Genomic DNA, 25,273 nt, shown 5'->3' on the forward strand with positions numbered 1-25,273 from the left:
GTTTGTCAAAAATTCCCGCCCCGGGGTTTTTTTTTTTCTTCGTGTGTGGTGCCGGCAGGCCGTGGGTCTAACCCCCCCGTGGGGGCCCCCCCCTGGGTGGTCCTGATCCGAGGGGCGGATCAGGCCATCGGCAGTGCTACAGCGGTAGGGACCATTGCCGATCCGTGGCTGGATGGGAGACGATCTGGTCGCCCCGCACCGTGATCGTGATCGTGAAATCTTCCGGGCGTGGTAGTTCGAGGTCGTGCCACAGCTCGCGTGCGGCCTCCAGCTCGTCCCACAGGCGACGGTCGCCCCCTTGCTCGACCCGGCGATCAGCGGTGTCAGTGTCGCTGTCCACCTCCACACGCGCCCATGACTGACTGCGGGGGTCTGTGAGGCAGAAGTACGTTGTGCCGCCCGTGACCCTGATCCTGCCAGCCCGTGTTCCCGGCATGGCCAACTGCGCGAAGAAGGCGAACGCTCGTTTCCGGAGCATGGCGGGTTCGAGGTCGGTCGTGCGCTGTTCGCCCTGTGCGCCGACGGCGCGTGAGGACAGCTCGGGCAGTTGTTGGAACGGTTGCTCCTCGCTGCGCAGCGGCATGAAGCTCACGGTTTCGGGGAGGAATTGGCCGTGTGCGTACTGGGCGGCGTCCACGGTGAGGCGTGCCAGGTTGCCCGCGAAGTCGCCGCGCAGGTCTGTGAGGATGGTCCCGCCCGGGTTGACCTGGCTCAACCATGCGGGCGGTACCTTTCGCAGGGACGCGGTTGCGATGATCCGGTCGTACGGAGCCTGCCCTGGGTAGCCGAGGTATCCATCTGCGGCTGCGAGCGTTGGGGACAGCCCCAGGCGGCTCAGCCGCTCCCGTGCCTGGGCGACACACTGCGGGTTGACATCCACCGACGTGACCGCGTGCGAACCAAGGCGGTGGGCGAGCAGGGCAGCGGTCCATCCGGTTCCGGTGCCGATCTCCAGCACAATATCCCCGTCGGATGCGACGCTGGCCTCCAGCATGATCGCCACGACCGGCGGCGCCGAACACGATGTCGTGGCGATGTCGTGCTCGTCGAAGTCAGTGAGCAGTGCCTCGTTTTGGTAGACCGCGCGAAGCCACTCCTCCCGCTGCGCCTCGTTGCCGAAGTCGAGGGCGTGACCGCCCAGGTTGTCCGGGAGGGTGAACCGCGGCGCGAAGAGGTGCCGCGGAACGGCCTCGAAGGCTTCTTGCCATGCAGGCGTGGTCAGCTTGCCCGTGTCCACCATCTGCTCGATCAGCGCCTGGTTGAGGTTGTAGGCCAGTTCTCGTTGCTGACCGTCGAGCCTGATCGTGGCTGTCATTGGTCCTCTCCTGTTAGCTGGGCGGCGATCGCGGCTGCGATGGGCAGGCCCGTGGCCTCCTCGATCCAGCCCCACTGCCCGCTGGGGTTCAGGTCGACAAAGTAATGCTGGTCGTCTGCCGTCACGACGAAGTCGGCGGCGGCGAAGGACAGCCCAAGGCGTTCGGTCATCCTCAGCAGTGACGACTCGACGCTGTCCGGGAGGCTCACGGGCTCGTAGCGTAATGCGTTGTAGTCCGCTCGCCAGTCCAGCAGGTTCCCTGCGGTCTCGTCGTCGGTCAGGATGTTCGCGGCGAACACTCGCTTGCCGACCACGGTTGCCCGCACGTCCCGCACCTTGGGGATTCGCTGCTGGAACTGGTGCGCGGTGAGCGCGACCCGGCTGTCCGCCATGTCCGAGGCCATGACTGGACTCGTGTAAACCAGCGACACACGCTCCCCGTCGGGCACGGAAGCGCCCGAGAGGGTTTTGTAGACGACCGAGGAACCCAGGCGAGCGCTGTGCTTGGCGGCGTCGTCCGGGACGTTGGTGATCACGGTGCGCGGCACGTTCAGCCCGACCGCCGAGGCGGTCAGGAACTGGAAGGGCTTGTACTCCGCGTCCGCCGCCTTGGAGGGATGGTTTACCCACGAGCAGGGCAGGCTCATGAGAATTCCGCCAAACCCCCGACGGGCTTCACGGGCGGCGAACCGCCGTTCGGCGTCGGTCATCGACTCTGGAAAGGTGAACGCGGTCGGCCTGCGGACATACACGCTACCTACCTCGCGCAGGTCGACCGATCCGTCCGGACCGCGGATCTCGCCGTGCCAGGTGCCGTCGAACCATGCACTCACCTCCAGCGAGAGCGGGAAGTCGCCGGTGTCGGCTCGGAATACCCGTGCGCCCCGCTTGTCCAGTTCCTTGATGACGAGATCGGCAGATTTGTCGATCGGCTCGGTCAACACCAGCACCGTGCTGGCATTCGAGTCCGGTTCAGAGTTCGTGGCGTCAGCGCCGATCCTCTCGGCCCCGTTCACTGGCGGCATCAGATGTCGTTGGCGGTGTCGTACCGGGTGTCCCCTTCGTCCTGGCCGTCCGTGGACTGCTCGGTCACACTTTCGGTGGCCATCGTGATGCCATCAACGGAAGTCACGAGGACGACATCGCGAGGATTCGGGCACGTCCGCAGCGTGAGCCCGAAGGGCGTGACCTCCGTGTCTGAGACCGGCTCGGCCGTCGGCACGAATCCCCTCCGAATCCCCAACCCGAAACGCTCGTCTGCGTCGGTGATCGACATCATGCTCATATGAATTTCTCCTTTTCGTTCGACTTCGGTGGGTCGTTCAGTCAGATCGCTGTCGTTAGTCGGCGGATTAGTCGTCCCACACGCTCAGTCCCCAGCCCGAGCCCGACTGGGACTGATCTACCGACGGCTGGCACCCCGCGGACTGCTCCTGGTTATTGGTGGTGGAGCCGTTCTCCTGATTTCCGTTGCTAGTGTCTCCGACCGGGTTCGTCACTGCTTCGTTATTCCCTTCGCGTTGCATCGAACAGGCCCGTGCCGGGATTAGCTCGGGTGTTTCTTTTGGGCGGTACTGGTTGTGGAACTCGTTTAGGCAGTGGAGGCAGCCGCGGTTTCGCTGGAGGGGCCGCAGCGGTCGCCTCGTCCGCTGTGTCTCTGGGGCGCGGCGTGGGCCAGCACGCGGTGCTACGGCAATACTTGGCGTCCTTCGGCGAAGGCTGGAGCACGCAGACGGTGCCGCAGGCTGCGATGGCGAAGGTCTCTTTCCGTGTTCGTAGCCACCGACCTCTGCCGGGGACGATCCGGTGAAGTACGTTGTCGTGCAGCACGCCTGGCCATGCGTGTTCTCGACCTTTCCCTGGGCCACTGGTCACGACCCGTGCGGCAGCAACAAGCCGCCCGGCGGAATCAGCAGATCGCTGCTTCGCGGAACGGGGAGAGTTGGCGCTCCCGGTGCGCCGTCCGGAGGTAGAGCCAGCAACGCTCTGACCACCTCCGCGACCGTCCCCACCTTGTGCCACAGCGGTTCGGCGGTCGAGTCACCGTCGAAGTAGTCGCTGATTAGCCAGCGTGCCGCCAAGGCACCTTCCATACGTTCCACGGAAACCATGTCAATCACCGCGCCGCGCCGACGCTCGTAGTGCAGACCTTCGGCGCCAGGCTTCTGGACCTGCTTGAAGCCCCCTAATACAAGGCGGGCCAGAGCCTCGACGTGTGGGCGCTCCTCGTCGGTGACTGGTTGCATAATCAGCTTCACCTCGTTTCGTGCACAGCGGCCCTGGAGGCCCCCAAAGCATCCCCAGGGCCGCTGCGTCCAAGCCCCGGCCGTCTTTCTTCGAGGAAGGGAAGGCGACGGCCGGGACGTCTTTATAGTTGGAGCGCTTTACGACGTTCCTGCTCCCTGCGCGCAGTCAGCCATGCGTCGGCTACCGTCACGATTTCCTCCGAGCCTTGCCAGAGCTGAGGTGCTGGCGCAGGGATCGCGGCAATGATCGGCCGCCAGCCATAGATCGGTGGCACGCTTGGGTGAGCGTCCTTGATCAGCCGCGATTGGGAAGCGTTGGCCACTCGGCCGCGCTGCACGGCGATCCAGTCGTCTCCGCGCGTCCAGGTGAAGGTGTGTCCGCCCCGGTACGTCGCACACGCAGCGGTGTTCCTCCCGTACGGATGGGACAACCCCGAAGGCAGTTCTCCGTCGAGCATTCGGCCCCCTGCGCCGGTGCTCTCCGTGATCTCCAGGATGGTTTCCATGATCCGAGCTTCTTCGCAGACGGCGTTACAGCACAACGACCGCGAGGTATAGCCCGTAACCTGCGGATATACATCGCACGTATAGCTCCTGCACGAGCCGTGTTTATGCGACTACACTGCCCGCAGCATCTTGAGGGCGGGGAGATGAGATGGCGCAGTTCCGGCGTCAGTGCCCAGGCTGTGGCGCAGACCTTGACGGAAGCCGCAGCACTGAATCATGCGTCACGTGCGGCGAAGGTGCCGGCTCGGCGCCCACACGTCCCGCGGACTTCTGGCAGCGAGCCGACATCCGTACGGCGCTCGCCTCCCAGCACTTCGGCCGCTTCTTCAAGGCGTACCGGCACGCATGTGACCCTATCGTGTCGCAAATGACGCTCGGTAGTTGGCTGGGCATCAGCCAGGTGCAGGTCAGCCGTCTTGAGCGTGCGAATGCTCCCGCTCCGTCGGACATCAAGAAGCTACGCCGGTGGGCGACGCTCCTCCATATACCTCGGGAGTTGGGGTGGTTCTGGGGGCCGTATACCTCGCGGGACTCGGATACATCGCCTGGTCCAGCTACCCTTGACGATGTGCACCGACGTGACGTACTCAAGATCGCCGGGGCCGCGATCGTTACCACGAGTTCCGGGCTCCTCAGCGACGCGCCCGGGAAGCGCCTCAGCGACGACTCGCCCTGGATGCGCCTCAGCGACACGATGGCGGGTAAGCGCCCAGCGGACGCGCCTACGACCGCCATGGCTGAGAAGAAGACGAGAGACTACTTCCACGCCGAGGAGACCACGCCTGCCCGCGAGCTGATCGCGGAGCTGCGCGACCACCACCAGGGTCTTAAGCGGATGATCGCAACCGCGAACAACGAATCGCTTCACCGACGCCTGACGTCCGCAGCAGGCGAGACCGCTGCCCTAGCAGGCTGGTTGCTGTTCGATCTGGCCCGCACGGATGAAGCAGTCAAGGTGTACGAGAACGCGATCAGTGCTGCCCGCGAAGCGGGCGACCCGGCGCTCGAAGCCTGTGTCCTCGGGTACTGGTCGTATCTTGCTGCCAGCGACGACGATTCGCCTGGAGCGGTCCGGATGCTTGTGGACGCCAGTCAACGCGTCCGCGGAGCGGACCCGTCCACCCAGGCTTGGATCCTTGCCCGACTCGCCGAAGAGGAAGCTGCGGTCGGCAACGCTTCGGCAGCGCTGCGCGCCATGGACCAGGCGGCTGTCGTCTTCGACTACGCAACGTCGGAGTCCCGGCCCTGGACGTCGTTTTTCGGCCCCAACCGCTTCGGCAGCTTGGCCGTATCCACCTATGGGCGTGTCGCGCATCGCGAAACGGATCAGCTCGCCAGCACGCTGCTCAGCTCGCTTGCGCCGACGGAGAACAAGGTGCGCGCTCTGGTCCTGGCCGACCTTGCGCAGTCGGCGGTGAGAGGCGGCAACTTCGACAGGGTGGAGGAGTTGACCGCCAAGGCCGCGCCGCTGGCCACCAAGACCGAAGCGACCCTCGCGGTCGACAAGCTCTGGGAAGTCGTCGAGATGCTGCCGGATCACGGGTCTGCTGGCCGTACTCGCCAGCAGCTCGCAAGCCGCCTCGCCGCCAGTAACGCGAACTAACCCCGAGTCTCCTCGACCAGCCAGTTCAGGTATTCAGCACTGCCGCCCTCGATCGGGGTCGCGATGACCTCGGGCAGGTCGTACGAGTGCAAGCTCTTGATCTTTTCCGTGAGTTCAGCGACCCGGTCCGCAGTGGTCTTGATCTCGACGCGCCACTCCTGGTCAGTCTGCACCGTTCCCTCCCAGCGGTACACGCTGGTGACCGGACCAACCACCTGCGCGCAGGCACCCAGGTTCGCATCGATCACCTTCGCGGCGAGGTCGCGGGCCTTGGCCTCTTCGTCGGTCGTTGACGTCACAATCACGTGCTCAGCAGCCATAGTGACGAGGTTAGCGATTGCGCACGTCCCATGCGCAATCGCACTGCTGGGGCTCCCTCGCGCAGAACCCACCGTTTCTAGTGCATCCGAGTGACGGACCTGCGCTCCTGTCCACTTTCCGTGTCGATCTTGTTGCGCTTTCAAACACTGTGGTGTGCAATCTCGTGCGATTGGATGACATTTTTTCGCAAGGGAGATGATCTCCGCATGTCGTCGCTTAAGGGGTTGAATGATCTTGACCCCGAGATCTTGGACTACTTGGAGAACGCACCACTGGAGCACCTCCGCTGCCGCGTGCTCGGCCATGGTTGGGACCAGCTCCACGAGGGCTACATCGTCCAGGAAGACGGAGCTCACCGAGGCTGTCTCACTCAGCGGGTGCAGTGCTGGCGCTGCCTCTCCGAGGGGCTGGACACCTTCGACAGCAACACGCTGGAACGCGTCGGCACCCGCGAATACAGCTACGTTGACGGCTACCTCCAGGCTGGAGTCGAGGTCCCCCGTCAGCTGGTCCGGCGCTACCTGCACGCCAGGACGCGGACTCGCAGAAGTGCGAGCAAGGTACGGAATATCGCAACTATGGGCCGTAATCGGACCGCTCGGACGCGAGCTGCTTAGGGAGGCGACAGATGGCAGAGATAACGCAGGTTGTCGACGACTTCGACTCAGGCGAGCTGGCCGACGAGACGATCCTGTGGGCCTTCGATGGCGAGGCGTACCGGAGCGACCTGACCGCAGCGAACGCGGAACAGCTCCGCGAGCTGCTCCGGCCGTTCTTGGAGGCGGCCCGCAGCTTGGGGCGTCACCAGGTGGCGGGCAAGTCACGTTCCCGCCGTACCGTCGCCGCGCGTACGAAGTCCTCGCCGGCTGGCCCACGGGAAGCGCACGACCCGAGGTGGTACCGGGCGAAGGCGAACGAGCCGTCGCGGTTCCGGCTGCCGAAGAAGAAGTATCGCGATCTGGCGCGCGAGTGGGCGGAGGAGCAGGGCTTCGAGGTCGGCTTCCGTATCCCGGACGAGGTCTACGACGCGTATGAGGCGTACCGCAGGGAGAACGACCTGCCGGTCGGCCCCGCAGCGGTGGGTCTCTGATGACGGTCTACGGCTACGCGAAGGTGAAGCCCAACGCGCCTGCGGGAAATCTTGAGGCGTTGGTCTGGTTTCTTCGCTGGCATGGCTGCACGACTGTGATTACCGACGTCGGCTATAACACCCAGATCGGGCACGGCTGGCGCGAGCTGGTGCAGAAGCTTCGTCCGGGAGATCTGGTTCGCGTCGCCTCACTCGATCAGGTGGGCAACTCGACTAAGGTGGTCGGGGAAGCGGTTGATGCCTTGCTCTCCCGTCGGGCCAGGCTGGAGGCGATCAAGGACTCTGCACCGTTCGCGAGGGCTTGCTGAAACGCGAAAACGCCCCCGGCCGTCCGCGTGGACAGCCGGGGGCGTTGTGCTTCGAGGGAGGAAGTCGTGGGCCGGTTCAAGAACTGGTTGAAGAAGGAGTGGGACGACGCGGGCGCGAAGGCGGACGCCCACGTGTCCGGCGACGCCTTCGAGGGTGTACTGATCGTGGACGGGCAGGTGACCTACAAGGGCCAGGCGGTCGCGCTGGCCGGTGCTCGGGCCACGGTGGAGACCGCCGGGCAGATCGAGCGCCGGGTGACCGCGACCAGGCTGGTCGCGCTCGGGTTGTTGGCCTTCGCCGCGAAGAAGAAGCGGGACTCGCGAGAGCTGTACCTGTCCGTTGAGAGCTCGGACGGCATGCTGGTCGCGGCGATTGATCCGGCGAAGGGCGAGGCGGCCCGCCAGTTCGCCGCCCGGATCAACACCCGGGCGCTCGGCTAGGAGCTGCTGCTCGGCCGCAGCGGGGTTCCGGCGTCGTCGCGAGGATCAGCGACGGGGGTGACCGCGGGCTCGGCCTTGCCGAGGATGTGCCACTGCGCGACCGCCGAGGTGATCATCGTGAGCAGGGTTGCGGCGGCGGCCACGATGTTGTTCACCACGGTGGCCTGCTCTGCGTTGAGCAGGCCGAAGGTCACGCCCGCCGTGATGAGCGTGCCGAGGAGCGTCTTCCAGGCACCCGAGTGGATCGCGTCGAGCAGTGGCCGACGGCTCGTGCTCCGGTGCATCGGAATCACTGGAACATCGTCGACCCCGTCCGGGGACGGGCTGTGGTCCATGGTCACCTCATCTGCATAGATCACGGGGAGGGGGCGGGTAGGGGTGCTGCTGGCGCTCAGACTCGGCTTTCGCACGCTGAGCGAGGTAGTCCCCGATCGCCGTGCGCACCTTGTCCGGCGGCACGGGCGGGTTCGCCAGGTAGCCGCTGATCGCTCTCATTAGCTCGTCGAGCGCGGTCTGCGCATCCGCGGTGGCATCGGCGCGGGCATCGAGGGCGTCGGCGAAGCCATTGCTGTAGGCGGCCTGGCATTCGGCGATCCTGCGGGTCGCGTTGTTGGTCACGATGCCCTGCGCGACGGTGAGCACGCCGAGCAGGACGACAACGAGCCCCAGGATTACGTGGCCACCAGGGGCACGGAGGCGAGAGCGCGGCGGCTGGTCGTCGGGCACGGTGTCCTCCGTGGTGATGGCGGTGGCGACGCGGTGAACGTCCCGGGCGGCGCGGCCGAGGAGGTAGCCGCCAACGAACCCGAGCAGTGCCCAGGCCGCGGACTCGAACACATAGGCCCACAGGTCACTCATCGGGATCGTCCTCGTTGGGCTTGGGGTCGTCGGGTTCTCCGGCGATCAGTTCGGCCAGCCGCCGCCGTGCCGCCTTGGCCTTGGACTTGCTGCGGTGCCCGAGCGCGTAGACGGCGCCGACCACGATGGCGAAGACCGCGTTGATCGTCGGGTCGTGCCGCTCCGGCGCGATGAAGCCGACGATCACGTTCCCGGTCCAGGCGGCTGCGATCAGGATCGTCAACGCCGTGACCAGTGGGCGGGGAAGCACGTCAGCAGCGCTCCTTCGACATCACTGGGAACTCACGTACTGAACGGTGAGCTCGGTCGGGACGCCGAACGAGGCCGACTTGAGCGTGGCGGCGGCGCTGCACCAGTTCGACCAGTAGAGCTTGTCGCCGACGTTGAGGTAGACCCGCGAGCGAAGCGCATCGAGCACCGCGCCGTCGGAGCCTTGCGCGGGGAACACGCTGGCGTCGGTGGCCAGCGAGTTACCCACAGCGGCCGAGCTGTTGGCCGTAACCTTCGCGGTCGCCGTGCCGTTCGCCCCGGTGACTGCGCAGTGGTAGTGGACGCGGTAGTAGCCTGCCCGCGCGAGCTGGATGTAGGACGGCGCTCCTGGCGAGCCCGCGACGAACTGGGCGAGCGGATCGTAGGAGGCGCTCCAGCTTCCTTGCGCGAACACGTCCTGCCCGGCTGTGAGGTCGGCGTCGGCGGTGAGGCGGACGACGCAGGCGGGAAGTGCCGGCCGGGCGCGGGCCAGCTCGTCGATGCGGGCTTGCAGGGCGCGCAGCTGCTCGGCGAGCGTGCCGCTGCCCGGCGGTTGCGGCATCACAACGCCGCCGGGGTCGGCTGGAGGTCGAGCTGCACCGAGGCTTCGTCCTTGTTGCTGTAGGCGAGGATCCGCCGTCGGTACTGCCCGTCGGGAATCCACGGATGCCCGCTGACCCCGAACTGCGGGGCGTCGCCAAGGCTCCAACTGCCCAGCGCGGGCGAGACCTCCTGGCCCGTCCCGGTCGCTCCGTCGATCCGCACCGAGCACTTCCACGTCTCGGTCGCCGAGCTGAACTGTTTGAGGTCTGCGGTGGCGTAGCTCTGCAAGGTGCTGACCTCCGTGACCGAGGTGTGGTCGCCGTCCACGAAGTCGGTCGGTGGGAAACCGAGCGCGACGAGGCTGGGGTCCTCGGCGTAGCCGGTGAGCAGGCCGCGTTCATTGCCGGATCCCTTGACCCATACGCGGGTGGCGGGCGAGGCCGAGCCGTTGACGTCGACGTCGATCGCTGACAGCGCGCCCCCGTAGTCCCACACGGCCGCAGACTGTTGGTCGCCCAGCAGCGGGCTACCGATGAGCATCTGCCAGCGCAGCTTGTTCTCCCCCGGTACGAGGTATGGCCAGAAGTCCAGCTCCGGCCCTTCGAGGACCTTGGACAGGTCGTCCAGTCGATCCCAGAGCTTCGCGAGGTCGTAGCCGTAGTACGTCCTCACGTTCGGCCCGGTCTCCGGGGCGGGAAGGTCGATCGGCAGGCCGTAACCGTTCTGTGCAAGGTTGATCGCGACGAGGTCCCGGGCGATTCCGCGCAGGGAGCGGTTGGAGATCGTCACATCCTCGGACGGGTTCACGATCGAGGTGTAGAGCACGGCGTTGCGCAGGACCCGCCGATCGAACAGGCCCGCGATGCCGGTGCCGGACACCGACAAGGTGCGGGTCGACTCGCTGTAGGAGTACGTGAACGTCGGCCCGGCCTGCACGACCACCGGTCCGCAGAGGATCGCCCACGTGAAGCGTCCGGCGTCGGTGAGCGCGTGGAAATCGGTGTTCGTGTTCGCCGCGTCGTCGGGCATCACGTTGACCGTCCACTGTCCACGGTCGGTGAGCTTGCGCGTGAACGACGGCAGATCTCGGGGTGTGACGTCGGCGAGCAGGGTGCCGGTCGTCGTCTCCGCGACCATCACCCTCCATTCCGGACTCATGGTCACACCGCTGGCGGTTGGACGGTCGAGGGGTACACGAGTGCCGACAGCACGTTCGCTCCGGTGTCGTTCCCGCGATACCCGAATCCCGAGTAGGCGGTCACGCTGTCGCGCATGCCGACGCTGAGAACGATGCTCTGCGCACCGGTCAGCGGCCCGTAGTGCATGGCGGCTGCGTTGGGCACGCAGACTTTGTCAGCGGAAGCGCCGTAGGTATTGAACCTCGTCCAGTTGATGTCCACCCCGGTCTGGGAGCCGAGGTTGATCCGAAGGTCGGCGGCGCAGTTGGCCGACAGCGTCACGACCGCTCGGCCGGTCGGGTAGACGAAGTACGGGACTCCGGGGTCGGCGATGTCCACCCGGCAGATTTCCCTGCTGGCACCGAATCCGTCGGTCCAGGTTGTCTCGCCGGGGGGCGCGGCGGCGTAGTACCTGAGGCAGTTGTACACGCCGCGCCAACCCGAGGTGGACGCATCGGAACCCGCGCCGTACCAGACCTGGTGCTGGAAACCCGGACTCTGCACCCAGCGCTGCTCGCCGGGAAACGCCCCTGGCTCCTGGAAAGCGGCGGAGGTCGGTTTCGTGTCCTCTCCGTAGAGCGCCCTGAGTCCTCCGCGCGCGACCAGGCCGGGGCCGCGCATGTCCCTGATGTCGGCCGTGGTGAGCGTTGTTACGCCCTTCGCGACCGTGATGGCCGCCAGTGGTGTCCACCCCGCCGTGGGCGTCGGCACCGGAATGCTCGGCGTCCCAGTCGCCGGGTCACCCTGCCAGACCTCGACGGAAAACTTCCGTACTCCCGAAGCCGAGGCGATCGCCGGGTTCAGGTCGTCGTACACCCTGGCCACCACGAGATCGACCCTGTTCGTGGTTGCGCTGGAGGCCGCCAGGGGCAACGTCTTCACCGAGTCCAGCGCGCACATGTACGCGCCCATCGACGGGGTGTTGATCACGGCGTTGCCCATCTCGACCGTGACCGCGAGGCCCGAGCTGGCGGGCTTGACCCGCATCGCCATGTGCGAGCTGCCCCCGACACCTCCGGTGTCACCGGACGCCATCACGCCGCTGCGGTAGTCGATGAAGCTCAAGTTCGGGCGCGGCATCAACACCGAGTCGAGGGCCAGCCGGGCATCCGTGAGCCCGATCCGCGACTGCACTGCCCACGGGTCGACCGCCGAGGCCGCCGACGCAGCCAGGGACACCACGCGCTACGCCCCGGTCTCCGGCTCGGCCTGCGCCGAGGTAATAGGCCAGGTGGTGAGGACCGGCCGCAGTCCTGACGCCCTCAGCACCTCATCGGAGATCGCGGTGTTTCCCTTGTAGAGCCAGTCACCCAGGCGCAGCCAGTAGTAGCCGAACCAGCGAATCGTAGTGCCGTCGTCAGCCATTCGGACGTTGGTCGACGCCTGCCCGCCGAACGCCGCGTTTATGCGGTCCATAAACCACTTCGCCTGCCGCACGTCGGTGTAGCGGACGCAGTCGTTCGCCTCGACGGCTTGGTAGTAGACCGGCGGATCGGGTTCGTCGGAGTACACGCCCATGGAGGGTTTCCTTTCACAGCAAAGGGATAGGGAGATCAGAACCACGCAGAGCGGAAGACTGCGGTGACATAGCCGGAATCGGTGAGTGCTCCGGAGTGCGTGAGGCCGACCGACAGGACGCCGGGGCCGCCGGTTCGGCTGGCCGGCGGGATGGCGAACCCGTCGAACTGGGCGGGGTTGAGCAGGTGGCGCCGGACAGCCGCACCGCCGAGCAGGACGCTGGGGGCGTTGGGGTCGATGACGACGTACTCTCCGGCCGTGAGCGTGCCGTTGTAGCGCATCGTCGCTGAGCCCGCGGTGAGGGTCGGTTTCGTCAGCGGGCCGTACAGAGTGAAGACCGGTGTGGTCGGTGCGCTGCCCCGGTTGGTCAGGCGCATGAAGCCGGTCGCGTTGGAGGTGCCGAACAGCAGCCCGTCGTCGTCGGCGCCCATGCCGAAGAACAGGCCCTGATTCTTGTCCGGCTGCACGACCTGGTTGAAGTCGAGCCCATCTTCCGCGCTGTCCTGGGGCAACCCGGTCGTCATGGTCTGGCGTTCGACCGAGTACTTCGCGGGGTCGGGCGCGACGACCTGAATGCTGAACTCGATACCGGGTTCGCTGACCACGGACACCGGGCTGCACAGGATCTCGTCGTCGAGGAAGACGTCACAGGTCAGTGCACCCAGCTCGGAGTAGCAGGTGAGCGCCCGAGGTGCGCGCGGATCGGACAGCAGGCCGAGCAACTGCGCCTCGGCCTGGCGTAGAACCGTGTAGTCCTCGGCGTAGGCACGTCCGGTCAGCGAGATCGTGCGTTGCTTCTTCCAGCCCGGCGACCGGTAGGCACCGTGACGCGCGAGCCGGGAGGAGAACGTCGCGTTCGTTCCCGGCGTCCCCCAGAAACCTTTCTCCTGCGTAAGAATCCATTGCACCCCGACGGCATCGCGGTGTTCGCCGTCGGGGTGGAGCGTCAGCCAGTCGAGGGTCCACACATTCGCGCCCTGCGGCATGGCCACCTCCTACAGCCTCGCGCCGAGCGCGAGGTGGCGGTCAACCGTGTGAGCGATGTGTTCCGGATCGGCGTCGGTGCGCGCGTAGACGGTGATGTGCGGCTGGCTCGGCGTGTCGACGGCGCGGCCGAGCGTGGCGAACTGCTCGGCAGTGAAAACTGCCTCCGGCTTCCCTGTGCCGTTGTACACAGTGGACAGGCCGGGCGGGAGCCAGCCGCCCTGGTCGTACCCGGCGGGGGTCGAGCCGACGGCCTGCTGGACGGCGAAGATCGTGCCGTAGCGGGCCTTGATGTAGTTAATGCCCGCGACCAGGTTGGCGATCGGGTCATAGATGTCCGGCGAGAGACGGGGATCGCGGTAGGCGGCGAAGGTCGCGCCGATCGTCTGCATGAGTCCGCGGCTCGGGTCCCCGCGTTGCGCGTTGGCGTCCCACGTGTTGATGCTGCGCGGATTGCCGCCGGACTCCCGCATGATCAGCGTGTGCAGCGGACCCGCCCAGTTCGCCGGAACGCCCGTGAACAGCATCGCGGATCGAATCCAGGCATCCAGGTTCCCGCTCGGCGCCGAGCCGCTGTCGCCGGAGGTGAAGGGGTTGATCTTGTCCCACAGCCAGTCGACGGCCTTGCCGATGAGGTGCGCGGGTGCTTGGGCCAGCATGGTGATCCAGGGCGAGTCGCCGAAGCCGACGTGCTTCTTGATCCAGCCCACCGGGTCGGTGAACAGGTCGACGACGTTCTCGCCGATGCCCTGTACGAACGACAGCAGGGAGGACACGACCCCGCCACCCGCGAAGCGGGCGACGCTTCCGCCGACAACGGTGGCGGGGCGACCCGACGCAGCGGCGTTGAGCGCGAGCACGGTGTCCGCGCCCACAAGGCGGGTAGCCTCCGGGGTGAGGACAGATTCGCCGGGCGAGAGCAGCGCGGGAATGACGTCCTGGCCGGGCGCGTAGCCGGGCAGGATTCCGCCTCCTGCAAAGGAAATCGGCTGCGCCTCGGCGAGCTTCCCGAGCCCCAGGAAATCGGCGACCCAGTTCCAGACGGCCCGAATCCCGTGGTTGTAGACCTGATCAATCACGAAATTCACCGGCACCGCCGCGATCTTCTTCATCTGGTCCCAGACGCGACCGATCCAGTCAACGGCGTCGGAAAACGCTTGTCCCACAGCGTGAACGGCATCCTTGACCGCGTTGAAGGCGGGCGAGATTGCGTGGTCGTAGACCCAGCGCAGCGCCGTGCCCAGCGCGTCCCAGGTCGGTTTGATCACGTTCTGGTAGACCCAGGTGAAGGCCGCTCCGACCGCGTTCAGCCCGTCGCGCAGCAGCGCGAAGGTCGGCAGCGCCACGGTCTGCCACAGCCACGAGATCACCGAGCCGATCGCGTTGATCGCTGGTTGCACGGCGTTGGTCCACAGCCAGGAGGCGGCGGAGCCGAGCCACTGCACCGCCGCCACGATGCCGTTGATCGCGGGCTGGATGGCGCTGTTCCACAACCACCCGAAGAACGCACCAATGGCGCTTAGCGCGGGCTGGACGGCATCGGACCAGAGCCAGCCGAAGAACGCACCGATCGCGCTGAGCGCGGGCTGAAGCGCGTTCTGCCACAACCAGGTCGCGACCTGCGCCCACATCCGGAAGTAGGCGACGATGAAGTCGATGACCGGTCGGATCGCGTTGTTCCACAGCCACAGCGCGAGGTTGCCGATGAAGCCGAAGATCGGCGACAGCACGTTGGACCACAACCACGTGGCCACGGCGGCGAACAACCGAAACGCCAGCACGATAGGCGTGACGACGACCGTCACGAGCACCGCGGCCAGCACGCGCGCGGCAAGGCTGATGAAGGTGAAGACGGGCGAGAGCACGTTGGACCACAGCCAGGTCGCGGCTGACCCGATCGCGGTCAGCGCGGGGCTGATCGCCGACTGCCAGAGCCAGGTGAAGAACTGGCCGACGGCCTGGACTCCGGTCACGATGCCGTCGAAGGCCGGTTTCAGCACATTGGACCAGGCCCACTGCGCGGCGACCTGGATCGCCTGCCACACGGCGAGCACGACGGTGCGGAAGCCCTCGAAGTTGTTCCAGGCATAGACGATCGCGGCGACCAGGCCGACGACCAGGGCGACGATCAGCCCGATCGGCGAAGCGGTGAACGCCAGGTTCAGCAACGTCCAGGCAACCCGCACCGCGACAAGCGCCGCACGCGCGAGCGCGACCGCCCGGGTCACCGCGCCGACGGCCGCCGCGATTCCGTACCAGGTAACGAAAGCAGCGGCCACGCCGACGATCACCGGCATCAGTGGCCGGATCCAGCCTGAGACCGCGACCAGCGCGGGGCCGACGTAGTCCCGCAGCAGTGAGGCGGCGCCACGTAGGGCCGCAAGCAAGGCTCCACCGACGATCACCGCGACGGGCTGAACTGCTGTCCACAAGGCGCGCAGCGCTGGGATCACCGAGCCGGTCACGAACGCGGCCACGTCACGAAACGCCGCTCCCACAACGGATGCGACCGGCCGCGCCGATTCCTGGAAGCGCGCGATCAGCCCTGGCAGCGCATCGAGACCGGTCGTCAGCCCGTTCAGCGCGGTCTTGATCAGCGGCAGGACGGGGCCGACGAGCTGGCCCATCGCCCGGTGGAAGTTGTCGCTGAAGTTGCTCCAGATCCCCGTCAAGGTCGTGGCCTGGTTGGCCATCATCCCGGCGAACGCCTGTGTCTCCCCGGCCGCGCCGCGCGTGCCCTGCTCAATGCCCGCCATCAGCTTCGGGATCGCCTCGGCGCTGGGTACGAGGCCCTTGGACACCATGTCCTGCATCGCGGAGGTCGTGACGCCGTACTGGTTGGCCAGAATCCGAAGCGCCGGGATACCGGCCTCGGTCAGCTGTAAGAGTTCGTCCCCCTGCACCTTTCCTTTGGCTGACATCTGCCCGATCGCCAGCACGACTTGCTGGATCTGCTCCGCCGAGCCACCCATTCCGGCCACGGCGTCACCGATCGCGGTCAGCGTCGGCAACACGTCGCTCGCCGCGACACCGAACGCCATCAACCTCTGAGCTCCGGTGGTCACGCTCGGCAGATCGAACGGGGTCCGCGCGGCGAAGTCCTGGAGTTGGACCACGAACGCCTGTGCCTTCTGGGCACTGCCGAGCATCGTGCTGAACGCCATCTCGGCCTGCTCCTGGCTGGCCGCGAAGCGGATGCCCATGCCGACCGCGGCGACACCAGCGCCGGTGAAGATGGTGGAGGCGGTGATTCCGTAGCCCGCGAGGATCGTCTCCGCGCCCCGGATCGGCGCGAGCAGGCTCCGGCTGATCGCCGATCCCGTGCGCGCCAGGGCGTTCTCGCTGACCGAGGCCATCGCGGTGAAGCCAGTGCCGAGTCGGCTGGTCGCGTCGGTCAGCGTCCGCAGATGCCCGCCGACGGTTCCGGCCGCGCCGGAGAACGCCGACGCGGCGGCCTGGCTGGAGGTGAAGCCGTCGCGGACGCGGCCGAGGATCGGGTTCACCTTCGCCAGCTGGTCGAGCACGGGCGCGGTGCCGCGTGCGAGCGCGGACATCGAGTCCGAACCGGACCGGCTCAGCTCATCCATCCGAGTTCGCAGCCGGGCCAGCGTCCCCGAGAGCCCGGAGTCCACTCCGCTGCCGAGCTGCTGCCCGAGCTGCCGTCCTGCAGGCGCTCCGACGCGGTTGAGTGCCGAGGCGACCTGTGATTCGGCCGAAGCGCCGAAGCCTCGCAGACTGGGGAGGATCTGGACGTAGGCGGTACCGGCCGAGTACGGCACGCGGGGATCACCCCCTGCCGAGCATCAGACGGACGCGGTCGCGGTGGCGCTGGATAGCGTCGGCTGCCTCGATCCGGTCGCGGGCGAGCCGGGGCCGGGGCATCGGCGTGACCTTCTGCGACTGGCCGGAGTGCTGGGCGTCCAACGTCGCGCGGATCGTGAGAAGGATGTCGGCGACGTCGGTCAGCGCCGCGCGCTCCGGCGTCCAGGTGTGCGCGTCCACCGTGCGGCGTGGGCGGTTCCCGGCATGGTGGTCGGCGTCGTGGTGGCGGCGGGCCAGCTCGTCGTCGTCGTGGATCGCGACCTTGTAGTGGCTGTGATCCGGAAGCCGCTCCAGCAGGCGCATGAACTGGGGCCACGGCCGGTGGCCCCGGAAGTACTCCAGAATGTTGATCCCCAGCTCGTGCTGGAGGTCATATTCGGCCGCCTCGCCGTACTGCTCGATCAGCGCGACGAGGCCCGCGAACCCCCCGGCGGCGCCGCTGACAGTCCGAAGTGGTCGACCATGTCGGCGACCACCGCGTTGAGCACGCTGGCGGGTTCGTGGCGCACCAGCTCGTAGACCCGATCGAAGCTGTCACCGGTCAGCAGCTCCAGCGTGCGGCGCGAGCTGCGCGACTCCTCGATCTCCAGCACCGTGTCTCCGTCCGGCGCGGGAATGGAGATCACCTCGCCGTCGTCCAGCTCCAGCGGGAACGGGTCGGCCTTGGCTTCGGCGCGGTAGCGGTTGAACTTGTAGGTCTTGGTCAGCGGGTGGTCTCTCCTGCAACGGTCGAGGGATCGGCGCGGCCGGGGCTGGCTGGCGGCTGGGACCGCCCGCCGCGCGGTGTGGCGGGTTGCTGGTCGGGCTCGTCGGGTTCGAGGGTGTAGCCGTGGCCGAACTGGAGGTTGATGACCTCGGCGCCGTCCTCGGTGCGGTAGAGCCTGCCGTCGGGTGCGCGCAGTGTCGGCACCGCGGACCTCCTGTACGTCGTCGGGCGGGGTGGCCGAATGCAGGGTGTGAAGGGAGTGGCGCGGCGCCACGGCCACCCCGAACGTGAGCGCCGCGCCACGTCTGTGAGACCGCTCAGCCGCCGGAGGGCGGCGTCGTCTTGAAACCCATCTGTTCGAGCAGGGCCTTCCAGCCTGGCCCGCCGAAGAAGTACGACATCGCCGTCTTCGCCGCGTCGTCGTACTTCGCCGTCAGCGTGACCCCGTAGCCCACTGGGTCATCGTTGTCGGTCCACTTCTGGTTCTCCTTGTCGGTGACCGTGGCCTTCGGCGCCAGCTTCGCGACGTAGATCGTGTCCGCTCCGGCGCCGTCGACGAAGAGGCCGAAGGCCCGGAAGTGCCTTGGAGAGGGCCGGGACGGACGGCTGAACCGGACCTCGCCCGTGGTCGCGTCCGGTGTGACGCCGGAGAGATTCACGCCCTCGTACAGCTCCAGGGTCCGTTTCTTCGTCTCCTGCGCGGTGAACTTGAGGCCCGCGGTCTCCTTCTTGATGTCCGTACGGGTCGGTTCGACCGCGCCCCAGGAGGTTACGTCGGAGGTGTCGAGCGACTGCGACCAGGTGGCGCCGTCGGCCTTGTCGACCCAGCCGATGTCCTCGTACCCCGCAGGCAGAGCCAGCAGGTCCGCGGACGCGCCAGAGGTCAGGGCAGTCGGTAGCTGCGCGGAGTAGTCGGCGATGAAGATGCTGCCCTCAAGCGCCTTACGGATCAGCGCGGACTGCTTCTTCTTGAGTGCGTCGTAGGTGGTGGTGGCTGGAGCCGTCACAAGTCCGTCCTTTGGTGTGAGCCGTACATCGGGTCTGCATTCGCTACGCTGTCCACGTACTTGGCAAGGAGGAGCACGATGAACGTTGCCTGGTGGGCTTTAGGAGTTTCGGTACTGTCGCTTCTGGCAGCGTCCGGTTCGCTTGCCTGGAACATCTATAGTTTTCACCGCGCCGGTCCGCAAATTGTTGTTAAAATTGGAATGTCATGCTGGATGGACCCGCCTAGCGAGCTTGGCGTTCCAATGCCAGCTGCATTTAAACGCGAATACGTACCTCATCCATTACCCGGCGAGGAGCCCCTGCTCTCGGATGACGAAATCTTCATTGCGCGCCGAATGCGTTTCACGGTTACGGTGCACAATACCGGCAGGGCGCCGGTCAACTTGGATCTTGTTTCAGTTACCGCCTCTCCGCCGCGAATTGGTCCAAGTGCACACTCATGGGAAGAAGCGCATCTGCCGATACGCATGGAACAAGGAGTGTCCCATATTTTTGAAATAAGCGCCCATGAAGTCATAGATCAAGCCAGGGTGAAAGTTCTGGATATTCCATCCTTTCAGGCATCGGCGCGCCTGGGTAACGGAAAACGTGTTCTTTCGAACAAGATTACATACCCCGAGTATATGGTTTTTGCTCTTGGGACTCTGGCTCACGGTAGAGCGCATAACGAGGCCGTCGCCAAGCTACGCGAAAAAGAGAAGTGACGCGACGTACATCCTCGGTGGTTGTGTACGGCAGCTGAGACGGAGGGTTTTCCGTACGTGCGGAGTCAATGATCACCTCGCCCACCTGCGTACGGACGCTGCCAAGTACGCGCTGACGACATTGCTCGGCTAGCTGCCATGCTTGCGCACGGTCGATGCCGTAGCACGCGACCTCCATCCGAGGGAAGTCGGTGATCCCGTTGTCGCTGCCCCCGACTCTCTGTACACGGATCAGCGGAGGTATGAGCGTCGCCGGGGTCGCGGTGACGGTCGGTGCGACGGGTTCGAGCAGCGCCATCAGGACGGTCTCCGCGTCCGGGAACGGCGGCAGCACCAGGCCCACGAGCTAGCCCGCATCCAGGATGTCGAGGGTCCGCGCGAGCACATGGCGTGGGTAGGGCTGGTGGCTGTTCCCCCACTCGACGGCGGCCGAGTGCGGCGCGGTGGCGACGATGAGCCCGACAGGGCGGTCGTGGCGGCGCCCGCCGAGCCCGCCGTCCTCTGCGCGGATTCCGGCGGCGTACTCGCCGGTGCGGTGTGGCGCGATGCCCTGGGCGAACTGGGCGCCACCGCGTGCTCGGCCCATGACCAGCTCGTGGACCTCGGGGCCGAGCAAGAGCGCGGCCATGCCCTCGTGGTCGGGTACGAACTCGACGTCGGCCATCAGCCGGTCACCCTTTCCAGGTTGATCACGCACAGGCCCGCGTCCGCGAGGAACGGGCTGCGGTAGCGCTGGGGTTCACCGTTGACCTGCCAGCGGGAGCCGTCGGGCAGCCGGAGGCGGTCGGTGGCTAGGAGATCGGCGTCCAGCTCGGTGTAGACGGTCATGTGGCGGGTCACCTGGTCTGCCCGATCCGTGGTCTCGCTCGATCCGCCGGGGGCGAGCACGCAGCCGTCGATGGGGTGTTCGGTGGCGGGCAGCGGATCGCCGAAGCGGTTGGTGCCTGCTGGGCGCTCCACCGTGAGCTGCTGGCCGATCAGCCCGCCGATCACCGCGGCTTCCTGACCGGCGGCACGACCGTGGTGATGCTGAACGGCTTCCCCTTGCCGACTGCGCGCCAGAGCCGGATCCGCTGTGCACGGTCGAGGCCGCCACCGGAGGAACCGTGTGCGGCGTAGGTCGCCGAGTACGGCCCGACGGTGGCCGACGCGACTCCTCCCGGAGGCGGCACCGCCGCCTTGCCCAGCTCCAGCGCCACGGCCAGGACGCCAGCCGGCGGCCCGTCGGGGACCGGCCCGATCTCGGCCGAGATCTCCGCGACAACCCAGGCGTGGATCGCGGCGGCGGTCTCGGCGGAGACCGGGCGCCCGGACAGCGCGGTGAGCGTCGCGGCGGTGAACAGCTCGACCACCGCCTACTCCGACCGTGACCTACGCGTCTTCGTGCTGCTGGCCGCGTCCGCTTCCAGGACACCGAGTTCCGCCGGGAGCTTGCGCAGCTCCGCAGCGGTCCGGGCGTCCACTTCGGCTTCGCCGTCGACGAACGTCACGTTGACGTCGTGCACGATCAGGCCAGGGTGCTGCTCGCAGGTGAACCTCACGACGCCCCCTTCTTCTTGTTGTGGCTGCCCTTCTTCGGCCCTGGTCGTTGGCCTCGCCCCGAGATTCGCTTGTCGGCCGGAGTTCCCTTGCTTGGTTTGCCGCCCATGCCGATCACGCAGCCGCGGGCGCCGTGGTGAGCCCGGTGATCTTGCCGTGGGCGCGTTCGTTGCCGTAGTTCAGACCGACCTCACCGTAGATCTGGAACTTGTCGGCCGAACCAGTCCGCGCCAGGGGCTCACTGAAGAGGAAGCCCTTACCCGGGACTCGCAGAAACACGGGTGCCAGCTCCTCCAGGGACGCGACGACGACGGTGTCGGCGGGCATGTACCGGTTGAGCATGATGTTGAGCCGCCCGAAGTCGGTCTCGATCGTCTGGAGGTTGATGCCTCCGACGTTGCGGGTCTCTTCCCGATAGCCCCGGTCTTCGATGAACGCCTTGGTGAGCATGCGCTTCTGGTAGGCGTTGCAGATCAGGGTGGCGGTCTCGCTGACCGTGAGGCCGCCGTTCTGCCAGGTGAGCTGAAGCAGATCGATGACCATGTCCCGCGTCAGCGGTTTCGCCGTGGCGTTGGTGATCACGTTGGTCGCGATCGCCTGGAGCAGGCCCCTCGTCTTACGGGGCTTGGTGTTGTCGGTGGGCTGCGCGAACTGCCCGGTGATGAAGCTGATCTCGATGTCACGCGCGATCTGCTCCAAGTGCCGCTGTGTCTGCCAGTACAGCTCGTCGCCGACCGGGTTCGGACCGGTGACCGCCGCCGAGGTCGGCACAGCCGAACCGGTACCGGCATACTGACCGGTCGCGGCCTCGCGGGTGTAGGTGATCGCCACCGCTTCTTGGTGGATTTCCACCACGTTGAACGCGTTCTGCCGGACGCGGGCCTCTGGCGGCGGGGCGTCTGCACCTTCAAGGCGCTGGCGGTTCGCGTCCGGAGCGCGGAGGTCATAGGACTGCCACGTGAAGATCGTGCTGTCGGTCGACTGGCCGCCGGTCAGACCGCCGATGGACGACAGCAGAGGCGTGTCCGTGGGCGTGAGCGCGAAGAGCTGCCCGACGTAGTTCGGGCTGTTGAACGTGTCGAGCGTTCCGGTGATGCCGGGTATTTAGTGGTCACTCCTGAGCGGTTTGCGACGCTCAACACCCACATACGGCGCGATTCAGCGACTGCTCTTGGCGTGGTCGAGCAGTTGTGCCGTCTTCAACCGCAGCGCTTCCCGATGATCGCCTCGGCGCTCGGCCTCGCGGATCTGATCCGCGACGGAGAGACCGCCTCGGTGTCCTTGACCAGGGTCGGGGGCCGGACCGCGACGGCTGTTGACTGCGGCCAAGTGGGGCCGCTCCTTGAGCACGGCCGCCACATCCTCGGCGATCATGGCGACGTCAATCTCGCCGTCCTCGCCGATGTAGCGCTGCTTGTCATCGATGTAGCGCGGCGCGTCTGCTGGCGTCGCCCAGCCGAGCGCGGCAGCCCGGATCTCCGCGTTCACCGCGGCGATGATGGCGGACTTCGCGCGGGCCTCGGCCTGCTCGGCGCGGGCGGCGCTGCGCTCGGCCTCGGTGCGGTTCGCTTCCTCGGCCTCGTCCCACTTCTTCGCCTTGTCCCGGTTCTCACGAGCCCGGGACTCCCACTTGCGGGACTGAGCCACCGCCTGCTCATAGAGCTTGCGGTAGTCCCGGTCGTCGTCCTGTGTGGACTCGGCGTCCGTGGGCTGCTCGGCTGGTTGCTGCGAAGCGGTGTCAGCGCTGGGCTGCGTGGTGTCGGTGTTCCCGCCGTCGGCGGGGGCGTCGGTGTCGGTCATGTGTTCCTTCCCGTGCGGGATGCCCGTGCGGTGGCGTGCGCCTGCATGGACGCAGTGGGGGTGCGCCGTGCGGCGCGAAGTCAAAGCAGGTAGCCGTAGCGTCGAAGCGCGGCGACCAGCTCCTCGCGGGAGCGGCCAGAGAAGTCGGTGATGAGCTGTCCGGCCGTCGGGCGCGCGAGCTGGGACATCCGGTAGCGGCGGCCGGGTTGCTTCCGCAGCTCGCCCATCCGTTGCCCAGCCAGCCCGCGCGAGCTGGTGCCCTGGGTGGTCACCCAGCGCCCGGCGACGGGCATCGCGCCCCTGCGAGCGTTGACCACCTGGGAAATGTCGGCCCCGGCGCGGATCGCCGCAGCGTTCCCGGCGCCGAAGCGTTCCTTCTGCTCGGCTTCGCTCATCGAATCGAACAGTGCTCGCGGGTGGTTGTCCAGGTTGGATTCGCGCCACTGGTCGCGGGTCACCGGCAGCATGGTGCAGTCGCACCGCGGATGCCGCCGGAACCCGGTCGAGTACCGATACAGCTTCCCGGCCAACACGATGCAGCGATCACACGCGGGGAGTTTCACCACGCGCTCGTAGCCGGCGATCCGTGTATCGGCGATCAGCTGGACTTGGGTCGCGGTCCGTCCGGCGTCGGTAATCTCGGTCGCGGTGTACGTCAGCGCCCGGCGGAGTCCGGCGAGCAGTGCGTCCATAGTGGACATGCCCGAGCCGATGTCGGTAAGCAGCCGCACGAGCAGCAGGTCCGCCAGCGCGGCCAGCGGCAGGCCGGTCGTTGTGACCCCAGTGAATGCGGCGGGAGCCACCGTCGGCACGGGCCGCTCGGGTTCGTCAGTGTCGGCCAGGACGTCGGCGACGTACGGTGCTGCGAGCGCGGCGGCGTCCTGTTGGCCCGCGGTAATAGCGGCGACGAACACGGGAACGACGGCAGCGCCGAAGCTCGCGCGGAGTCCGGCGGGGTCGAGATCGCGCCAGGCCCGCTGCACCTGTTCGGCCTGCCGTCGCACCAGCACTTGTGTGGCGTCCAGGTGCTCGGTCCCCGTCGACGACGTGAGCGCGGTCGTCACGTGCCGACCGGTGCAGGTTCGTGCTCAGCGGGTGCCGGCTGCTCAGCCGTCGCGGGCTTGATGCCGAACTCCGAGGCCGGGTCGTACATCGCGCGGGTCACGTCGTCGCGATCCTCGCGTTCCATGTCGGCGATCTGGGCCTGCGTGAAGTTCAGCGTTCGGCGGGCCATGCGGCGCGGGACGAGCCGGTCGGCCTGGTACAGCTTCACCACGGCGTCGGACTTCTGGGCGAAGGTGGGCGTGGCCGCGTCGCTCCAGACACACTCCATCCAGCGGGCGTTCTCCGGTATGGAGCCGTCGCGCACGAGCAGCACCAAGCGCATGATCCGTTCCCACGCGGTCTCGAAGCCGCGGATGCGTCGTTCCGCACGCTTGACGTGCCGGGCCTCGGCCGCGCGGATCCCGTCGGCGCTGGCCGGATTGTCGCTGGAGTACCCGAGGTGGTGCAGCGCCAGACCGGACACTGTGGACACCTGCACCGCGAGCGCCCGCAGGGTGTTATGGAAGTTCGTCAGGTCGGCCTCGTTGAACTGGCCGATCTCCACCCCGTCATCCCGCTTGTTCTTCGAGGTGGACCAGATCTTGCCCGCGATGGTCTGCCAGACCGAGACCTTCTTGCCGTCGCTGTCGGTGAAATCCGACTCGTCGAGACCGAGCACCCACCTGCGTGGCATGGCGTGGAACTCGGCGCTGACCATCATGTCCGTGGCGACCTTGCAGGCCGCGTCCGACAGCGGGATCACGTCGGCCAGCTCGGACGTCCCCAACGGTGCCCACAGCTGGGGCCGGTTCACGATCGGCACGACGAGCACTTCACCGAGCCGGTGATCGTCCCGGGACAACTCGACGTATCCGCCGCGTTCCGGGGAGACAACGAAGGTCACCGTGTAGTCCGGCAGATAGAGCGTCAGGAAGTGCCGGACCTGCTGGCCGGGCAGGGTCTCGTGCCAGCGTTTGATCGCGGCGACGACCTGGCGGGTGGCCGGGTCCAGTTCGACGTGAACCTCAAGGGGGGACTCGATGGTCACGAGCGGGTACTTCGCGTCAGCGGGCTTCGGATTGGCGCCGACGATGGCGTAGGCCCGTTTCATGACCATCGCGGTCACGTGTGCCTGTTGGTACCCCGCGTCCAGGTCGGAGTACTGGGCGATGTGGGCCAGCTCGGTGTCCGCCTCGGGTTCGCCACCGAGGCGCACCCCCTGGAAGTCGATCCGTTCTTCGAGGGCATCGACGATCAGGCGCGGCCAGTTGATCACGACCTGCCGGACCCGTTCATCGAGCGTGTCCACCAGCTCGGGGTGCATGTACGAGAGCTTCTGGCGACCTTCGTAGTAATCGAGCAGGTTCAGCAGCTCGGGCAACTCGGCGTTGTGCCGCAGCGTCAGTCGGGTGATCCACTGCTGTTCTGCCGAGGTAGGAACGTCGCCGATGGCCAAACACCATCACCTCCCGCGAGGGGTGGGTCTGGT

General features: G+C 66.9%; 33 protein-coding genes. 6 read left to right on the forward strand and 27 right to left on the reverse strand.

What is annotated here, in order from left to right:
• Positions 1-136 precede the first annotated feature (136 nt).
• The 5 genes from ACFWX1_RS12810 to ACFWX1_RS12830 all read right to left on the reverse strand — a co-directional run bounded on the left by ACFWX1_RS12810 (position 137) and on the right by ACFWX1_RS12830 (position 4,067).
• Positions 137-1,315, reverse strand: coding sequence for a methyltransferase domain-containing protein (locus ACFWX1_RS12810; RefSeq protein WP_378386741.1), 1,179 nt, complete (start codon positions 1,313-1,315; stop codon positions 137-139).
• Complete coding sequence (tgmB, locus tag ACFWX1_RS12815) at positions 1,312-2,331, reverse strand: ATP-grasp ribosomal peptide maturase (RefSeq protein WP_378386743.1); 1,020 nt, start codon at positions 2,329-2,331, stop codon at positions 1,312-1,314. The genes ACFWX1_RS12810 and tgmB overlap by 4 nt, the downstream gene beginning before the upstream one ends.
• Before the next feature lie 8 nt (positions 2,332-2,339).
• A complete protein-coding gene (locus tag ACFWX1_RS12820) occupies positions 2,340-2,594 on the reverse strand; it encodes a hypothetical protein (RefSeq protein WP_378386745.1) in 255 nt (84 codons plus the stop codon).
• 592 nt (positions 2,595-3,186) lie between these two features.
• Entirely contained in the window at positions 3,187-3,573 is a 387-nt protein-coding gene (locus ACFWX1_RS12825) for a hypothetical protein (RefSeq protein WP_378386747.1), read from the reverse strand.
• Between the two features lie 110 nt (positions 3,574-3,683).
• On the reverse strand, positions 3,684-4,067 hold the full coding sequence (locus ACFWX1_RS12830; protein WP_378386749.1) for a hypothetical protein: 384 nt from the start codon (positions 4,065-4,067) through the stop codon (positions 3,684-3,686).
• A gap of 569 nt (positions 4,068-4,636) precedes the next feature.
• On the opposite strand from ACFWX1_RS12830, the gene ACFWX1_RS12835 reads away from it, so the two are divergent.
• Positions 4,637-5,671, forward strand: a complete 1,035-nt coding sequence (locus ACFWX1_RS12835) for a hypothetical protein (RefSeq protein WP_378386751.1) — start codon at positions 4,637-4,639, stop codon at positions 5,669-5,671.
• Here ACFWX1_RS12835 and cutA read toward each other — a convergent pair.
• On the reverse strand, positions 5,668-5,991 hold the full coding sequence (cutA, locus tag ACFWX1_RS12840; protein ID WP_378386753.1) for a divalent-cation tolerance protein CutA: 324 nt from the start codon (positions 5,989-5,991) through the stop codon (positions 5,668-5,670). The two genes, ACFWX1_RS12835 and cutA, sit on opposite strands and share 4 nt — an antisense overlap.
• 207 nt (positions 5,992-6,198) lie before the next feature.
• On the opposite strand from cutA, the gene ACFWX1_RS12845 reads away from it, so the two are divergent.
• The 4 genes from ACFWX1_RS12845 (at position 6,199) to ACFWX1_RS12860 (ending at position 7,831) form a co-directional block, all read left to right on the forward strand.
• On the forward strand, positions 6,199-6,609 hold the full coding sequence (locus ACFWX1_RS12845; protein ID WP_378386754.1) for a hypothetical protein: 411 nt from the start codon (positions 6,199-6,201) through the stop codon (positions 6,607-6,609).
• An 11-nt stretch (positions 6,610-6,620) separates the two neighbouring features.
• On the forward strand, positions 6,621-7,082 hold the full coding sequence (locus tag ACFWX1_RS12850; protein WP_378386756.1) for an Lsr2 family protein: 462 nt from the start codon (positions 6,621-6,623) through the stop codon (positions 7,080-7,082).
• Complete coding sequence (locus tag ACFWX1_RS12855; protein WP_378386758.1) at positions 7,082-7,390, forward strand: hypothetical protein; 309 nt, start codon at positions 7,082-7,084, stop codon at positions 7,388-7,390. The genes ACFWX1_RS12850 and ACFWX1_RS12855 overlap by 1 nt, the downstream gene beginning before the upstream one ends.
• Positions 7,391-7,456: 66 nt before the next feature.
• Positions 7,457-7,831, forward strand: a complete 375-nt coding sequence (locus ACFWX1_RS12860; protein ID WP_378386759.1) for a hypothetical protein — start codon at positions 7,457-7,459, stop codon at positions 7,829-7,831.
• Here ACFWX1_RS12860 and ACFWX1_RS12865 read toward each other — a convergent pair.
• The 13 genes from ACFWX1_RS12865 to ACFWX1_RS12925 form a co-directional block, all read right to left on the reverse strand.
• Positions 7,828-8,115: a hypothetical protein gene (locus ACFWX1_RS12865; RefSeq protein WP_378386761.1), complete on the reverse strand. Its 288-nt coding sequence runs from the start codon at positions 8,113-8,115 to the stop codon at positions 7,828-7,830. The genes ACFWX1_RS12860 and ACFWX1_RS12865 overlap by 4 nt on opposite strands.
• A 58-nt stretch (positions 8,116-8,173) precedes the next feature.
• Positions 8,174-8,689: a hypothetical protein gene (locus ACFWX1_RS12870; protein WP_378386763.1), complete on the reverse strand. Its 516-nt coding sequence runs from the start codon at positions 8,687-8,689 to the stop codon at positions 8,174-8,176.
• Positions 8,682-8,939 carry a hypothetical protein gene (locus ACFWX1_RS12875; protein WP_378386764.1) on the reverse strand — a complete coding sequence of 86 codons (258 nt, stop codon included), beginning with the start codon at positions 8,937-8,939 and terminating at the stop codon, positions 8,682-8,684. Before ACFWX1_RS12875 ends, ACFWX1_RS12870 begins: the two co-directional genes overlap by 8 nt.
• Positions 8,940-8,960: 21 nt before the next feature.
• Positions 8,961-9,500: a hypothetical protein gene (locus ACFWX1_RS12880; protein ID WP_378386766.1), complete on the reverse strand. Its 540-nt coding sequence runs from the start codon at positions 9,498-9,500 to the stop codon at positions 8,961-8,963.
• Positions 9,500-10,639: a hypothetical protein gene (locus tag ACFWX1_RS12885; RefSeq protein WP_378386768.1), complete on the reverse strand. Its 1,140-nt coding sequence runs from the start codon at positions 10,637-10,639 to the stop codon at positions 9,500-9,502. Before ACFWX1_RS12885 ends, ACFWX1_RS12880 begins: the two co-directional genes overlap by 1 nt.
• A 2-nt stretch (positions 10,640-10,641) precedes the next feature.
• Positions 10,642-11,841 carry a hypothetical protein gene (locus ACFWX1_RS12890; RefSeq protein WP_378386769.1) on the reverse strand — a complete coding sequence of 400 codons (1,200 nt, stop codon included), beginning with the start codon at positions 11,839-11,841 and terminating at the stop codon, positions 10,642-10,644.
• A 3-nt stretch (positions 11,842-11,844) separates the two neighbouring features.
• Positions 11,845-12,177, reverse strand: coding sequence for a hypothetical protein (locus ACFWX1_RS12895; RefSeq protein ID WP_378386771.1), 333 nt, complete (start codon positions 12,175-12,177; stop codon positions 11,845-11,847).
• 35 nt (positions 12,178-12,212) lie between these two features.
• Positions 12,213-13,163: a hypothetical protein gene (locus ACFWX1_RS12900; protein WP_378386773.1), complete on the reverse strand. Its 951-nt coding sequence runs from the start codon at positions 13,161-13,163 to the stop codon at positions 12,213-12,215.
• A gap of 9 nt (positions 13,164-13,172) precedes the next feature.
• Complete coding sequence (locus tag ACFWX1_RS12905; RefSeq protein ID WP_378386774.1) at positions 13,173-16,940, reverse strand: tape measure protein; 3,768 nt, start codon at positions 16,938-16,940, stop codon at positions 13,173-13,175.
• A 7-nt stretch (positions 16,941-16,947) separates the two neighbouring features.
• Entirely contained in the window at positions 16,948-17,286 is a 339-nt protein-coding gene (locus tag ACFWX1_RS12910) for a hypothetical protein (protein ID WP_378386776.1), read from the reverse strand.
• A 98-nt stretch (positions 17,287-17,384) separates the two neighbouring features.
• Complete coding sequence (locus ACFWX1_RS12915) at positions 17,385-17,609, reverse strand: hypothetical protein (protein ID WP_378386778.1); 225 nt, start codon at positions 17,607-17,609, stop codon at positions 17,385-17,387.
• 77 nt (positions 17,610-17,686) lie between these two features.
• Positions 17,687-17,893 carry a hypothetical protein gene (locus ACFWX1_RS12920; protein ID WP_378386780.1) on the reverse strand — a complete coding sequence of 69 codons (207 nt, stop codon included), beginning with the start codon at positions 17,891-17,893 and terminating at the stop codon, positions 17,687-17,689.
• Positions 17,894-18,006: 113 nt separating this feature from the next.
• Positions 18,007-18,696: a hypothetical protein gene (locus tag ACFWX1_RS12925; protein ID WP_378386782.1), complete on the reverse strand. Its 690-nt coding sequence runs from the start codon at positions 18,694-18,696 to the stop codon at positions 18,007-18,009.
• A gap of 78 nt (positions 18,697-18,774) precedes the next feature.
• Here ACFWX1_RS12925 and ACFWX1_RS12930 point away from each other — a divergent pair, with 78 nt between their 5' ends.
• Positions 18,775-19,401: a hypothetical protein gene (locus tag ACFWX1_RS12930; protein WP_378386784.1), complete on the forward strand. Its 627-nt coding sequence runs from the start codon at positions 18,775-18,777 to the stop codon at positions 19,399-19,401.
• Positions 19,402-19,747: 346 nt separating this feature from the next.
• Here the strand turns inward: ACFWX1_RS12930 and ACFWX1_RS12935 are convergent, their stop codons facing one another.
• From ACFWX1_RS12935 to ACFWX1_RS12970, 8 genes are all read right to left on the reverse strand, one after another.
• Positions 19,748-20,065, reverse strand: a complete 318-nt coding sequence (locus ACFWX1_RS12935) for a hypothetical protein (protein WP_378386785.1) — start codon at positions 20,063-20,065, stop codon at positions 19,748-19,750.
• The gene (locus ACFWX1_RS12940; protein WP_378386787.1) at positions 20,065-20,394 is read right to left on the reverse strand and encodes a hypothetical protein; all 330 of its coding nucleotides are present in this window, start codon (positions 20,392-20,394) and stop codon (positions 20,065-20,067) included. The genes ACFWX1_RS12935 and ACFWX1_RS12940 overlap by 1 nt, the downstream gene beginning before the upstream one ends.
• Positions 20,391-20,753: a hypothetical protein gene (locus tag ACFWX1_RS12945; RefSeq protein WP_378386788.1), complete on the reverse strand. Its 363-nt coding sequence runs from the start codon at positions 20,751-20,753 to the stop codon at positions 20,391-20,393. The genes ACFWX1_RS12940 and ACFWX1_RS12945 overlap by 4 nt, the downstream gene beginning before the upstream one ends.
• Positions 20,754-20,756: 3 nt before the next feature.
• Positions 20,757-20,942, reverse strand: coding sequence for a hypothetical protein (locus ACFWX1_RS12950; RefSeq protein ID WP_378386790.1), 186 nt, complete (start codon positions 20,940-20,942; stop codon positions 20,757-20,759).
• Positions 20,943-21,054: 112 nt separating this feature from the next.
• The gene (locus tag ACFWX1_RS12955; protein ID WP_378386987.1) at positions 21,055-22,044 is read right to left on the reverse strand and encodes a DUF5309 family protein; all 990 of its coding nucleotides are present in this window, start codon (positions 22,042-22,044) and stop codon (positions 21,055-21,057) included.
• A 54-nt stretch (positions 22,045-22,098) separates the two neighbouring features.
• Entirely contained in the window at positions 22,099-22,740 is a 642-nt protein-coding gene (locus ACFWX1_RS12960) for a hypothetical protein (RefSeq protein ID WP_378386792.1), read from the reverse strand.
• 80 nt (positions 22,741-22,820) lie between these two features.
• Entirely contained in the window at positions 22,821-23,804 is a 984-nt protein-coding gene (locus tag ACFWX1_RS12965) for a hypothetical protein (RefSeq protein WP_378386794.1), read from the reverse strand.
• Positions 23,801-25,240, reverse strand: coding sequence for a phage portal protein (locus ACFWX1_RS12970; protein WP_378386796.1), 1,440 nt, complete (start codon positions 25,238-25,240; stop codon positions 23,801-23,803). Before ACFWX1_RS12970 ends, ACFWX1_RS12965 begins: the two co-directional genes overlap by 4 nt.
• Positions 25,241-25,273 lie beyond the last annotated feature (33 nt).

This window comes from Amycolatopsis sp. NPDC059021, from assembly GCF_042739895.1.
Classification (GTDB): Bacteria; Actinomycetota; Actinomycetes; order Mycobacteriales; family Pseudonocardiaceae; genus Amycolatopsis.

Excerpts from the sequence above, each read along its gene's own strand:
- ACFWX1_RS12810 (WP_378386741.1), bottom strand. The coding sequence starts at position 1,315 with ATGACAGCCACGATCAGGCTCGACGGTCAGCAACGAGAACTGGCCTAC.
- ACFWX1_RS12820 (WP_378386745.1), bottom strand. The coding sequence starts at position 2,594 with ATGATGTCGATCACCGACGCAGACGAGCGTTTCGGGTTGGGGATTCGG.
- ACFWX1_RS12830 (WP_378386749.1), bottom strand. The coding sequence starts at position 4,067 with ATGGAAACCATCCTGGAGATCACGGAGAGCACCGGCGCAGGGGGCCGA.
- cutA (WP_378386753.1), bottom strand. The coding sequence starts at position 5,991 with ATGGCTGCTGAGCACGTGATTGTGACGTCAACGACCGACGAAGAGGCC.
- ACFWX1_RS12845 (WP_378386754.1), top strand. The coding sequence starts at position 6,199 with ATGTCGTCGCTTAAGGGGTTGAATGATCTTGACCCCGAGATCTTGGAC.
- ACFWX1_RS12850 (WP_378386756.1), top strand. The coding sequence starts at position 6,621 with ATGGCAGAGATAACGCAGGTTGTCGACGACTTCGACTCAGGCGAGCTG.
- ACFWX1_RS12855 (WP_378386758.1), top strand. The coding sequence starts at position 7,082 with ATGACGGTCTACGGCTACGCGAAGGTGAAGCCCAACGCGCCTGCGGGA.
- ACFWX1_RS12865 (WP_378386761.1), bottom strand. The coding sequence starts at position 8,115 with ATGCACCGGAGCACGAGCCGTCGGCCACTGCTCGACGCGATCCACTCG.
- ACFWX1_RS12870 (WP_378386763.1), bottom strand. The coding sequence starts at position 8,689 with ATGAGTGACCTGTGGGCCTATGTGTTCGAGTCCGCGGCCTGGGCACTG.
- ACFWX1_RS12880 (WP_378386766.1), bottom strand. The coding sequence starts at position 9,500 with ATGCCGCAACCGCCGGGCAGCGGCACGCTCGCCGAGCAGCTGCGCGCC.
- ACFWX1_RS12885 (WP_378386768.1), bottom strand. The coding sequence starts at position 10,639 with ATGAGTCCGGAATGGAGGGTGATGGTCGCGGAGACGACGACCGGCACC.
- ACFWX1_RS12895 (WP_378386771.1), bottom strand. The coding sequence starts at position 12,177 with ATGGGCGTGTACTCCGACGAACCCGATCCGCCGGTCTACTACCAAGCC.
- ACFWX1_RS12900 (WP_378386773.1), bottom strand. The coding sequence starts at position 13,163 with ATGCCGCAGGGCGCGAATGTGTGGACCCTCGACTGGCTGACGCTCCAC.
- ACFWX1_RS12910 (WP_378386776.1), bottom strand. The coding sequence starts at position 17,286 with ATGCGCCTGCTGGAGCGGCTTCCGGATCACAGCCACTACAAGGTCGCG.
- ACFWX1_RS12930 (WP_378386784.1), top strand. The coding sequence starts at position 18,775 with ATGAACGTTGCCTGGTGGGCTTTAGGAGTTTCGGTACTGTCGCTTCTG.
- ACFWX1_RS12935 (WP_378386785.1), bottom strand. The coding sequence starts at position 20,065 with ATGGCCGACGTCGAGTTCGTACCCGACCACGAGGGCATGGCCGCGCTC.
- ACFWX1_RS12960 (WP_378386792.1), bottom strand. The coding sequence starts at position 22,740 with ATGACCGACACCGACGCCCCCGCCGACGGCGGGAACACCGACACCACG.